This window comes from Bacillus sp. BB081, from assembly GCF_008368895.1.
GTDB lineage: Bacteria > Bacillota > Bacilli > Bacillales > Bacillaceae_G > Bacillus_A > Bacillus_A wiedmannii.
Map to the genome: position 1 here is coordinate 1 of NZ_QOZX01000104.1, position 12,422 is coordinate 12,422.

11 protein-coding genes and 2 pseudogenes are annotated in these 12,422 nt (G+C 33.2%); 3 read left to right on the top strand and 10 right to left on the bottom strand.

Going from position 1 to position 12,422, the window contains the following annotated elements:
* Window positions 1–46 precede the first annotated feature (46 nt).
* The 3 genes from DN394_RS27560 to DN394_RS27570 form a co-directional block, all read right to left on the bottom strand.
* The gene (locus DN394_RS27560) at window positions 47–880 is read right to left on the bottom strand and encodes a DUF3974 domain-containing protein (protein WP_000008384.1); all 834 of its coding nucleotides are present in this window, start codon (window positions 878–880) and stop codon (window positions 47–49) included.
* A 24-nt stretch (window positions 881–904) separates the two neighbouring features.
* The gene (locus DN394_RS27565; RefSeq protein ID WP_000137411.1) at window positions 905–2,017 is read right to left on the bottom strand and encodes a toxic anion resistance protein; all 1,113 of its coding nucleotides are present in this window, start codon (window positions 2,015–2,017) and stop codon (window positions 905–907) included.
* 313 nt (window positions 2,018–2,330) lie between these two features.
* Window positions 2,331–2,924 carry an O-methyltransferase gene (locus DN394_RS27570; protein ID WP_002108299.1) on the bottom strand — a complete coding sequence of 198 codons (594 nt, stop codon included), beginning with the start codon at window positions 2,922–2,924 and terminating at the stop codon, window positions 2,331–2,333.
* A 302-nt stretch (window positions 2,925–3,226) separates the two neighbouring features.
* Here DN394_RS27570 and DN394_RS29145 point away from each other — a divergent pair, with 302 nt between their 5' ends.
* The gene (locus DN394_RS29145) at window positions 3,227–3,385 is read left to right on the top strand and encodes a hypothetical protein (RefSeq protein ID WP_001100983.1); all 159 of its coding nucleotides are present in this window, start codon (window positions 3,227–3,229) and stop codon (window positions 3,383–3,385) included.
* 35 nt (window positions 3,386–3,420) lie between these two features.
* Here the strand turns inward: DN394_RS29145 and DN394_RS27575 are convergent, their stop codons facing one another.
* From DN394_RS27575 to DN394_RS27585, 3 genes are all read right to left on the bottom strand, one after another.
* A complete protein-coding gene (locus DN394_RS27575; protein ID WP_000447167.1) occupies window positions 3,421–4,290 on the bottom strand; it encodes a sigma-70 family RNA polymerase sigma factor in 870 nt (289 codons plus the stop codon).
* Window positions 4,268–5,578: a phytoene desaturase family protein gene (locus tag DN394_RS27580; RefSeq protein WP_098149473.1), complete on the bottom strand. Its 1,311-nt coding sequence runs from the start codon at window positions 5,576–5,578 to the stop codon at window positions 4,268–4,270. The genes DN394_RS27575 and DN394_RS27580 overlap by 23 nt, the downstream gene beginning before the upstream one ends.
* A gap of 165 nt (window positions 5,579–5,743) precedes the next feature.
* Window positions 5,744–7,276, bottom strand: a complete 1,533-nt coding sequence (locus DN394_RS27585; protein ID WP_098149475.1) for an SMI1/KNR4 family protein — start codon at window positions 7,274–7,276, stop codon at window positions 5,744–5,746.
* Between the two features lie 225 nt (window positions 7,277–7,501).
* On the opposite strand from DN394_RS27585, the gene DN394_RS27590 reads away from it, so the two are divergent.
* Window positions 7,502–8,134 (top strand): cupin domain-containing protein, encoded by a 633-nt coding sequence (locus tag DN394_RS27590; protein WP_000203234.1) that lies wholly within the window; start codon window positions 7,502–7,504, stop codon window positions 8,132–8,134.
* A 639-nt stretch (window positions 8,135–8,773) separates the two neighbouring features.
* Here DN394_RS27590 and DN394_RS27595 read toward each other — a convergent pair.
* From DN394_RS27595 to DN394_RS27610, 3 genes and pseudogenes are all read right to left on the bottom strand, one after another.
* Window positions 8,774–8,974: pseudogene (locus tag DN394_RS27595) on the bottom strand (exosporium glycoprotein BclB-related protein); the annotation flags it as partial.
* A gap of 394 nt (window positions 8,975–9,368) precedes the next feature.
* A pseudogene (locus tag DN394_RS27600) lies at window positions 9,369–9,480 on the bottom strand (phage terminase small subunit-related protein); the annotation flags it as partial.
* Window positions 9,481–9,969: 489 nt separating this feature from the next.
* Window positions 9,970–11,295 carry an exosporium glycoprotein BclB-related protein gene (locus tag DN394_RS27610; RefSeq protein ID WP_149294433.1) on the bottom strand — a complete coding sequence of 442 codons (1,326 nt, stop codon included), beginning with the start codon at window positions 11,293–11,295 and terminating at the stop codon, window positions 9,970–9,972.
* A gap of 468 nt (window positions 11,296–11,763) precedes the next feature.
* On the opposite strand from DN394_RS27610, the gene DN394_RS27615 reads away from it, so the two are divergent.
* Window positions 11,764–12,054 (top strand): DUF4183 domain-containing protein, encoded by a 291-nt coding sequence (locus DN394_RS27615; RefSeq protein ID WP_001121646.1) that lies wholly within the window; start codon window positions 11,764–11,766, stop codon window positions 12,052–12,054.
* Between the two features lie 60 nt (window positions 12,055–12,114).
* On the opposite strand, the gene DN394_RS27620 is transcribed toward DN394_RS27615, so the two are convergent.
* Window positions 12,115–12,422: DUF4183 domain-containing protein (locus DN394_RS27620; RefSeq protein ID WP_098704988.1), on the bottom strand; the 308-nt coding region annotated here is incomplete at its 5' end.

Sequence of the window (12,422 nt, forward strand, 5' to 3'; positions counted from 1 at the left end):
TTTTATAGGGTACAGTTCAAAGAACTATAGCTTTAAGGCGCTTTTTTTATTTATTCTTAAACTTCTCAGTCGCTGCTCTCATCTTCACATTCAAATCATGATCAATCGAGTCACGAATATCTCGCTCGACTACTTCCATTTCTTTTTGGAAATTTTGCAAGTAGATTTTTAATTCTTCTTCTTTTTCTGGTCGTTGTGAAGGTGGTAATTGTACGACTAACGATAGCATCGCTGTTAAATCTTTCATTAAGAACGTTTCAAGTTTATGTTGTTGTTCAAACATACGCTGCTCCTGATAATACGGCAAGGCATTTAATACTGAAATTGTAATTTCATCAACCGTTCTTTGTAATGAAGGGTTTATTGAGCGTTTATACGTTTGAATTGTATTTAATGCATCTGGATATCGATCATAAAAATACAATTTATAAAACGAAAGGTCTGATGGTTTTACTGTTTGCTGCGTTTCTTGTCTTAAAAAATCTTTTACTTTCATCGCCGCTACATCAATATCTTCATTTGTAAGTTTTTTCGTTGTTTTTGCCATTACATGTACTTTTTTCTGTTTTTCTTTCGGTAACATTGAGAATACTTGCTCTCTCGTACGTTGACCCGATGCACAGAAAAGAGTGTTTAATGTATATTGTTCTTTCTTTCCTTCCGTACGAATCCAGCGATAAAAGAGTGGGTGTTGTGTAAATTCTTGTAGAAACGGTAATGATTTATTCGATAACTTATCTAAAGAATCATGTGCTCTTTTATATGGTTTCGTCCATGAAAAATACAGTTTACGTCCGAAATATACAACTAAAACAACGACAGTAAATGCGATTAAAAGCAATGTACCCAATAGTACTAATACTGTTTGAATGAAACTCATTTTTTCACCTCCTCTAAAAGTCTGTTATTTCCTTGGACGCTGAATGAGTTTTTGTTTCATTTCATCATTAAATGTGTCTAATTCAACTACAAACTTCTTACTTGACTCGATAATACGTTCTGATGATTTCTCAGAAGCTTCAATCGCAGCAAATACATTTTGGAATGATTCACGTAATTTATCCATGCTAATAGCAGGATTTTCAAGAAGTTTTGTTGTTTCTTCTGTATTTTGTTTTAATGCTTGTGAGTTACTTAATACCATTGATTCAATTGCTTCATTTGTCGCATTCACTGCATCAATTGTTTTACGCTGATTTGTTAACGCTAGCTGGATAGCAGCTGAAACTGTTACAACGTTTTGCGTCATCGTAATTGCATTACGAATTGCCTCTGTTAACTTTTCATTATTTTTCTTAATAATGTCTACAGATGCGATAGATTGTAATAGTACACTTTTCGCTTGCTGCATATTTCGTGTACGTACTAGAATTTTTTCTAATGCATCGTTAATTAATGGAATATCTCTTTGACGTTCTGGATTTTGTTTCTCAGCTTCCAGCATACCAGCGAGTTTTCTTCCTAAGTATACTTGTTTATCAAGAGCGTGAATTTTATCGTGCGATTGTTCTTTAAGCATTTCAAGACCAACTGTATCTTCTTGTAAGTTGTCACGACCAATTAGAAGGGATCTTATAATCTCTTCAATTTGTTTATCTATAGATTGATATTTATGCACGTATGTTTCAAGTGGATTTTTCTTGAATACTTTAAACATAATTTTCTTCATACCACTTGCTTTTAATGAATTCGGATCAAGCTCTGATACCACTTTTCGTAATTCTAACAATGTATTTGGAATTTCTTCATTCTTTCCATTCATCATCGCTGTTACAGGACGTTTTAATGCTGATAACGTTTGTCCTGCTGCTTGTTGTTCTTTATCCCCTAAATCTCCTAGCTGTGACAATACTTTTGATAAATCCGTATTTTGCTCGCTATTTAATTTTTGTACATAAAGATCAGCTTCTTTATTCAGTTCCTCTAATTCTTGATCTTTTATAACTGTATCCACTACTACTTCTACATTATTATCTTTCACAATGGATACAGGTTCTTTTTTCTCGAGTTCAGTCAACAAAATCGCTCCTTTATTTATATGTGCGAATTTATATGCACTATATTTCATCTATTATATCGTATTTCATATACATTCTAACTGCTTGAAATCGATTTTTTAGAAATGCCTGTTTATGCAGTCATTCCCTGTTTCTTACTATAAGTATACCTGTTCTCAACATTATTTTCCTCAGACTTAAGACCTAGAGAACAACATGCTGAAGGCGGATTCTTCGTATGTTACGTATATAAATTACGTCCTTCCCATCCTACTGTACTCAATCTTTTGACATACAACCTTTTTCAATGTGATAATTATATTACGCTCAATCCTAACTCTTCTTAAGCGCTACAAATGCTCCGTTTTGAAATGCCAATAAGACTGTTTCAAACATTTCATCTTCTTCAATCATTTTTCTAAACTCGGCTAACTCACTTGCATGAGAGGTTGCGTTATCAACAACAAGAAAACCCTTTGGTTGTAAAATGCGTTTTATATGTTCAAGCCACCACATGTATTGCATCCGCTCTGAATCTAGGAAAATAAAATCAAATGAATGATCTAGTTGCACATCTAAAAATGCCCCTGCTTCTTGATTATGAACATCAATCCTTTGTAAAAGATTTGCCTTTTCAAAATTGACAAGTGCCTCTCCAACTCGTTCTGAAGAAAGCTCTACAGTTGTTACATTTCCATTTGTTTCTTCTACCGCGCTAGCTAACCACAATGTAGAATAACCATTAGAAGTTCCAATTTCTAAAATGCGTTTTGCGCTACATCCTTTTACTAAAATTGATAAAAATTGCCCCATCTCACGAGAAATATTCCGTAATTTTTCTTCCCGTGTTTTTTTATTTCGATCATGCTCTTCTCCATATTGTTCAAGTTGAAATAATAATGAATCTAACGTATCCATTCTTTTCATCGCCTTTCCAAGCAATATGATGAAAAAGCTCTTGCTGCCCGTCTACTTTCATTATATGCGAAACGAAATCCTTTTTCTCGTTATATGACAAAGATTTAAATTTTTTTATAGCATATTGTTTCGTTTTTTGGTAAAGTTAATTTCTACGTGCAATTATTCCATTCATACTATTTTTAATTCAATTGCAGTTGTTAAATCATATAAACCCCAATTAAATGAATCGGTATTTCAAATTCAATTAAGCGCCCTTTCCGGACGCATTTTCTTTTGTTTATATATTTCTAGAAGAAAGGATGCTTACAATGAACGTGATTAGCTTAGATGCTGCTCGAAAACGAAAACAGCATAAAAAATTAATGATTACTATACCGATTATTTCACGTATTTATGAAGAAGATGGGGAAATTAAATTTGAAGTAGCAGGCGAAAAAGATGTACCTCTTGAAATGTTAGAGAAATAAAAAAAAGACGCACTTCTAAAGAAATGCGTCTTTTTTTATACAGTTACATTTAAGTGCATAAGTTTTTCAGGATTAACCATCATATAAATATTTGAGATTTTCTCATTCTCAAATGTAAATGAAAGCACATAAGTCACTTTATTATTTACTTTAACAATAACACCTGGGGCACCATTTACCATCTTATAATTAACATTGTACTCTTCCGGGAACTTCTTCCCAATTCCAAAGAATAAACGTATAATTCTATCTGCAGAATAGATTGGATGGATTGCAGTTGTAGCTTTACCACCACCATCCGCTTTTAATATCGCATCTGTTTTTAATACTTCTAATATGCCTTGCGCATCCCCACACTGCAATGATGATACAAATTTCTCCACATAGGCAGCCATCTTCTTCGTACTTAATGTTGAGTGCTTCGGCTTATCCAAAATACTTTTTCGTGCACGTTGAAAGATTTTTCGGCAGTTCGCACTACTCTTATCTACAATTGAAGCGATTTCTTCGTATTCATAACTGAAAACCTCTCTTAATATGAAAACAACTCTCTCTACCTCAGACAATTGTTGTAAAAGTAATAAATATGCCGTAGAAATTGATTCTTTCATTACAAATGACTCTGATGGATCATCAACCTCTTCCACAAATGGCTCTGGCAACCACATTCCGACATATACGTTCCGTTTATGTGCTGCCGAACGTAATTTGTCAATTGAGCGATTTGTTACCATTTTACATAAATAGGCTCTCATATTTTCTATAGATTGAACGTCCTCCATATTATTAAGTGATATAAATACGTCATGGACGATATCTTCAGCATCCATAACACTCCCAAGGATTCTATATGCTAACGAAAATAATAATGATTGATACGTTTCATATAATTGCTCCGTTTCCATGATGAATTGCCTCACTTTCGGATTGCTTTAATATGTGTAACGCTGCACGTTTTCCACTTGCCACCGCAGCATCAGCTAATATTTCATCATGCCCAGCCCAATCTCCTGCAACGTAAACACCTGGCATTCCAGGTATGTTAGGGCCTGGTTTTTCAACACGGTCAATATGAGGAAAATCATATACTACCGTTATTTTCGGTAAATATTGCTGTGCAACAACTTCTCTTTTCCAATTTGGATGTAACAATTCCATTGCATTTTCTAACTGTTCTTTATCTTCTTGAATATGATTCAGCTCTAGTACAGGGTTATGGTATTTAATTAGACTCACTACAATTGATCCATCTTCACTTAATTTAGCTGCTCTCGATTGATTCGTGAAAAATAGAGGTTGATCTAATCCCAATGCAAAATGATGCAAAGGATTCGGTAATTGTTTTAAACCAATATCTAACGCTGCCAAGGTCACTTGTATAGATTGTTCACACCATTTTTGCAAACTTGTTCCTTCTGCACCTTTTATAATTTTACAAGCCTCTTTCGGTGGAGTTGTTACAATGACTACACCTGCTTCAAATACTTCATCGTCAAAACATTGTATTCTTTGTTTCCCTTCACAATGCTCTATTTTCAAAACATGCTTTTTAGCCAGAAATTGCACACCACTAGTACTTGCTATATTCCTTAAATTTGTTATTATCGTCTCCCAACCGCCATCTACATAAAGTACTCCTTCTTTCATAGAAAGCTGTATTTGCTTTAGTACGGAAGATGCTAATTGTATTGTAGGAGCATACGTATATGTTGTTGTGCGGCATAATGCATAAAATATATTTCGAACCATTGGATCTTTAATTTCATTTTCTGCCCATGTAGTTAGACTCATTTTTGGAACCTTTCCTACATCTAAGTTTCCTAAATGAATCATAAGACGAGCGAACTGGACTTTTGCAGACCATGAAAGTAACGGTGTTGATAAAATAGAACGAAAATCTGTTGGAATGGTATAAATATTCCCTTTCCATATTCCATGTGCTTTTGTAGATGGGATTCCACCTGGAAGATTTACTCCTAGCTCATTAAAAGTTATAAACGCTTCTCCACCTCTATATAAAGCATGTGCACCAAGATTCATACAAATGCCGTTTTTATTTATAGTCATCCCTCGGCCGCCGAAGTGACTGGACTTTTCTAATACAATAACTTTCCTTCCAGCTTTCGCTAAATATATAGATGCTGTTAATCCAGCAAGCCCACCACCAACAATTGCTACATCAAAATGTTTCATAATAAAATCCCTCCTTATCCGTTCTACATACAAGACGAACGATTAAGGAGGGATGTGACATTCAGTTACACATAATTTATTTCACCTAACCACTTTATTGCAGTATCAACTGTCAAACAGTTACACCTTCTACACACAAACTTATTTACATAATAATGTTATTTTCTAATCAATTACATGCTGGTGCCAAATTTCTCTTTCTTCTTCAGTCATCCCCCCTATTATTTTTGAAAAATCTATTTTCCTATCAAATGAGTCTTTTAACATAAAAAATTGTTCAAACGATCCTGTAAATATTTCTAATGATCGAGAACAACAAATCGTTTCAAGGTTATCAATTGTTGCGCCATCTAATTCTAATTCCTTTAGTCCTTTCATTTTACCTAATGCCGATACATCTTTTACCTTTGTATCTGTCAACTTTATATTTTGAATTGACGCATTGTGTCGAAAGCAATATAAATTAGCGATGTCGCTATTTTCAAATTCAATTGTGATTAACTTATTTAAATTTTGCAAAACAAGTAAATCCAATTCACTAACATTCTCTAAACCTAAAATATATAAATGCTTTAAATTATCTACTTTCGAAATCGCGTAGAGCTGCTCATGATTTGAAATATGTACAGAAAGCGATTCTAATTTTTGAAACTGCGGTAGCAACGAAAAATCTTGAATACTAGTATGTGTAATATTTAATTTTTTTAATGATGACATTTCTACAAGTTCCGATAAATTATTTATCTCCGTATTCTTTATATTCATTTCTTGTAAGTGTTTTAGATGTATGATTGGCGTTAAATCTTGAACCGGATTATTAACTAAATATAACTTCTTTAAAGAATTCATTCGTTCTAATCCTGCTAAATCTCGAATTTCATTTCCGGATAAAATTAGTTCTCTCACTTCCGTACACATCTGTAATGGACTAATATCTACTAACCCTTTTCCACCTAAATATAATCTCTTCTCTCTAATAAACCTGTCTGCTCGTTCAGATGCACCCACTATATATCTCCAATTCTCATCTAAACTATCGTACCAATCATTAACGTTATTTTCAGATTGAAATATAAATTGGGGCTGTAAAACAGGTAATTCAATATTAAATAAAGCGTCTAAAAAATGTATATTATCATTAGCACCATAACTCCAATATAAATAATCTTCCTCTTGATGAATGGTGAAATTTTTATTTTTTAGCGTTTGTAAAATAAATAGTAACAAATCTGAAATTCTATTTGCAATTACATATTTCACTTCTTCATCTCGTCCAAAATTAATAACTTGTCCCACTTTCCCCTTTTCATCCGGATCAACATCTATTCCTAAATTGTTACCGCCATAATCTTTACTAATAGGTATCCAATTGTGATTCACATATCTTTCCTTAATATATTCTGTTGGTATTGAAAATGCATCAAAATTAAAAAAATTATCCTCTTCAATTCTTTTCCATATTCTCCACTCATCCAATACTTCATCTAACGAGAGAAATGGCAAACCAAAAAACAACCCTGGTCCTGATTTATCCTCACCGTTATGTGCAAGATAAAGATTACGTAATTCATCTGGAAACGCAATTCCCATTTCACTTTCGGCATATTGAATTTCTTCTATTGTTGCAGGTGCATTCAAAAACGGTTGAAAGTAATTTTTTAATTCAACTTCCAACTCTTTTAAAATAGTATGGTTCATTTTCTGCACTCCCCTTGTACTCCAAATTAAAAAAGCGCTATCTTTTACATTAATTGTAATTAATAGCGCCTTTTTTCGCAATGAAACTCTTGTAATTATAGTGCATTCAAACGAACATTTTTATCACTTTACAAACGAAGAGCAGCAACGCTTTCACATTTCAATAACTAGACTCATATCCTAAATTCAAATTGCATGAAAATATAAGAAAGGCGGGTAATACAAATGACTTCTAATATCGACTACACTTCCCCCTCAACTAATTTCACCCATGATTTAAATAAAAGTAATTTTTTTAAGAAAGATGCCCAAAATTATATAAACGTACTTGGCATAAAACAATTAAATACTTTAGAAAATACTTCTTTATTAGATATCTATTTAAGTACAGGAAATGTTGTAGAGCCACATATTCATCAAAATGCAGCTGAACTTGTTTACTGTATTTCAGGATCTGCTGTTGTTACTTTACTTAATCCTTTTACAAACCAAATATTAAACTTACCGATAAAACCAGGGCAAGTTGCCAACATTCCACAAGCGTGGTGGCATTATGAAATTGCTACAGCAGATGGTACTCATTTATTAGCTATTTTCGATGCCCCAACCCCAGAAGTTATTTTTGGTTCTGATATTTTAAGGTTAACCCCCGCTAATATGATGGCTCATACTTACTGTCTCGATGAACAACAATGGAAACAAGCGATATCCCCTATTCAATCCACTACAGTAATTGGTCCTCCAGCAAACTGTAATCAAAATCGAGGAATGATAAACACACCAACTCAACCTCCTAATCCACAACAAAATTTATATTACCAAGATTCATATTATTTCCCTCTTTACTGGGGATATTAATTTATATCATTAAAAGACAATTATTTATCTCCTCGGAAAATACGTAGGAGATTTTTTATTGTATATCCTCCATTCCTATTTTTTATCGTAACAATTAATAGAGTACATACATATAATATTTATATATTTAATTGGAGGTGATAGTACTATGAGTAATTATAACTATCGAAAAAACTACTCTAATAATAAAAATAGTAGTTCATCAGCATCCTCTCAGTCTTCGAATTCTCAATCTTCCAATTCCCAATCGCAAAGAGACTTAGCTGAGCAAGGCTATGTAAAGAAAAAAGGATGTAACTGTAATAAAAACAAATAGTTTATTACTAATTTGAACTATAACATTTCAACGTTCACGATAAATACCTTAGTTCCCTTGTATACTGTTTATTTAATGGATGAATTCTATTTTTAATAGAATTCATCTTTTTTGTTTATTGGTAATTTTTTAAACGATATAACTTACTCCATAAACAATAGAGTACAAATTATAAATTTTGATTTTTTTATACCAACTTAACAAAGAGTAATTTCTCAATTGATTTATCACCAACCTTTCCATAAAATATAGCCCTTCCTAATAAAATTAGGAAGGGCTATATACAAATGTCAGTTTAAATTTCAAACAACCATTGTAACAAGTTAGACGATATTAATACCTGCACTTACAAATCCAGCTACTGTAGCTATTGGACTTGCTGCTGTTAACGAAACATATAGTAGTATTTTATCCCTTGCTGTTACTGGAATAGCTTCAGCTATAATCCCTGATGCTGTAGAACCAATCGCTACTGCGGCAAATGCTGGTGTTAATAATAGAGGTGCGCCTTGTACTGTAAACGATAAGTTCAAAACTGGTTATAAATTTTATTAATCTTTTTATCAAGACATCACCCTCTTTTTATATATTTAGTATACAATATATCTAAATGCATTAAGTATTAAACATGTAATTAAAAACACTTCATTTTCTAGCTATTATCATGACTTATTTCAGTATTTAATATCTAAAACTCCTAAAAATGAATTAGCTATAAACTAGATTGTGTTAAATTCACCTATTTGGTTTAACCTTAGATATAGCAATATTTTTTGCATCTTATATAAATGAATTTGACACTTCCTGTTTAAAACTAATTAAATAAGTAATAAAAAAATAAAGGAATTAGATTCTAAACTTCCTTTGATAATCATTTAATGTATCTTTATTCTATCTTGTATATCTAAACTTTACTTAATTAAATAGTTCGTCCCATTTATCTTGTGACTTCCACTTTCTGATTTGAGATGGTTTTAAGTTTAATTTCCCTTGCAAACTCAACAAATGGCTTCTCACCATTACTTGCTTTAACTCAGAAAACAACAATTCTGCTCCCAATTCCGTTCTTTCTTGCTGATTTTGGAATCTAATACGTAACACTCTGTATTTCCGCAACTCTTCTATCACGAAAGGGCGGATTTCTTTCTCCTCTATATGCTTGAAAAATAATAATTGGTCCAAATATAATCCTCCCACGTCTCAATCCTTACATATATAAGGCTAAAACTTTAAATATTTTAGATATATACCTTTATATGTGTATGAAATTAGTTCGTAATCCACAATCGGCTATAAACCTCTATTTTTTTACGTCTATTATTATGTAATTTACTAGCAGTGATCATTTAACTTAACACAATTACACTACATTCTCATAGTATATTTAATCATTTTCACCAGACATAAAGTATAAAAACAATTAAAGAAAAGAGACTGTCTTCAAAAGTTAATCTGAGGATACTTTTTTGACAATCTCTTTTCTTATATCAAAATTTTCAACTACAAAACTTACAAGTGATTATACGAATGTTATACCTGCACTTGCGAAGCCTGTAATAGCAGTAGCTATATCAAAACCAGGTGTAGTTGATGAAACAACAAGTAATATCTTATCTTGTGGAGCGACCGCAATGGCTTGTGCGCTAATACCACTTGAAGTATTACCGATAGCAATAAGACCACTAAATGCTGGTGTTAATAGTAACGGTGTACCTACTGGAGTGAAAGTATTACTTGCTGCTGGCGCGCTGTACAATTGCATTTGAATTTGTATGCTTCCTAATGCTAAAGCAACCGCTACAGTTACACTAAAGAACCCTGCTAACGAAGTAATTGTACCTGCGCGAGGGGCTACAAATGCAAAATCAAATACTGGAGGTACAGGACCTATAGTAATTGGACCACCAGGTGGGACAATTACAGGGAAGAATGAACTTCCAAATCCAAGAAGTGCTCCTGTGTTTGCTAATCCACCTAAAACAGTTGCTAATGCTACTGGTCCACCTGATGCAAACGGAATAACTGCTCCAGCTCCCGTTGCTCCTGTTAGGCCTGTTGGACCTGTTAGACCTGTTGGACCTGTTGGACCTGTTTCTCCTGTTGGACCTGTTGGACCTGTTGGACCTGTTGCCCCTGTTGCTCCTGTTGGACCTGTTAGGCCTGTTGGACCTGTTGGACCTGTTGGACCTGTTGCACCTGTTGCCCCTGTTGCTCCTGTTGCTCCCGTTGGACCTGCTCCGGTTCCTGCTGGGCCCCTGGTGCATCTGGTGCATCTGGCGCCTCTTGCGCCTGTTGCTCTTGTTGCTCCCGTTGGACCTGCTCCGGTTCCTGCTGGGCCCGTTGGACCTGTTGGACCTGTTGGACCTGTCGCCCCTGGAGTAGCATTGATTAATTGAATTAATAAATTAAAAAGAAGTTGTAAAGTTGCAGAATCAACATTTGAGTTGCAGGATATAGGGATAAGATCTAAAGCGAAGAAGAATTGTGCAAGGGCGCTATAAAATTGTTGCAATAATGTTGACAATTGTCCTAAATTAGGTGCTGGAGATTGTAATAAAACTATAATACTTTGAGTTAATTGTTTCAAAAAATTAACTTCTGGGGAAGGTAATAAGGAATTTAAGAAAATTAAAAATTGATTAAATAAATCGAGTAACACTAATCTGTTTGCATTACTTGGATTTGCAAAAAATGCTGAAATAGCTGATACTAATGAGTTTAGTAAAGTAATTAATTGACTTAATTGTTCCCTAGTAATAGGAACTGACTGTGGATTTTTACAACAATCTGCTGAAAAAACAATCGGATTGCAGTTATTATGATCAAAACAATCATTATGTTTCATTTATTTCCTCCTTACTTTTCTTATAGTTGAGTGTTTTCCTATTCTAAGTACTATAAAAGATGCGATTGAAAAAAATAGTTAAGTTATATGTTTCTCTTAAAATAGGAAACATGAATTATAATCAAACTTGAAAACGTAATTTAATTATGTTCATGACTCACATATTAATTATATGTTTTTAATAATTGACTGCTTAGATTAAACACCTAAACTTAAGAGTTTATTTTAATTTTCCACGTTTATCTCTTAGGTCCAAAAGCACATTTTAATTTAAATATTAAAACTAAACATTTGCATATAACCAATAAGTAACAACACCATCTTTTCAGATAAGTAACAATATCTTTACTAAAATTATGTTCTCTCAATAATTAAGAAGCCGTTTCTATTATAGAAAACTCTCATACAATATATCGGACAAGTTATTCTATACTTCGTTCAAAAAATAATTTAGGAGGTGAGAATTAATTGCCAATCATCCAACCATTTATGGCATCTAGAAGATTTACATCTACACTAGGAGCTGGAACAGGAACAGGTGCAGCTTTTGCAATTGCTGCTACAGCTTGTTTAAACGATGCTGGTACTACTGCAACTGCTTTTCCGACTTTTACGTATTACAACTTTTATGTAAACGGCATTCTTCAACCTAGTGTAAACTCCAGTATTACTACTGGACCTACTGGTGCTATTACAATTCCTGGCGGAGATGCATTAGACGGCGGAATTCCAATTACAATCGAATTTATCGTCACTTAGTTTAACTAATTTAATGTAGAACAAAAAGACAGATTCTTTTTATTTAAGAATCTGTCTTTTTTAATTAATAATGATGAATTGCAAAATAATTGAAGAACCTTGCGTTGGTGGTTGATTATCCAATAAAGTTAGCTGACCATTACTAACCTGATATAATGGTTGTGGTTGAAGTATTCCATTAATAAACAAATTAATATAGGAAACCTCATCTGGAGGTAATATGTGTGTTGTACCATATTGAGCTATCCCATCTGAATCTGTATATATAAGTTTTTCTCCATCTGAAAAAGTGTAAAATAATAAATTAGTTGTTGTTATTGGTCCAATAACTCCAGTTGGACCCGTTGGACCTGTTACTCCCGGTGATC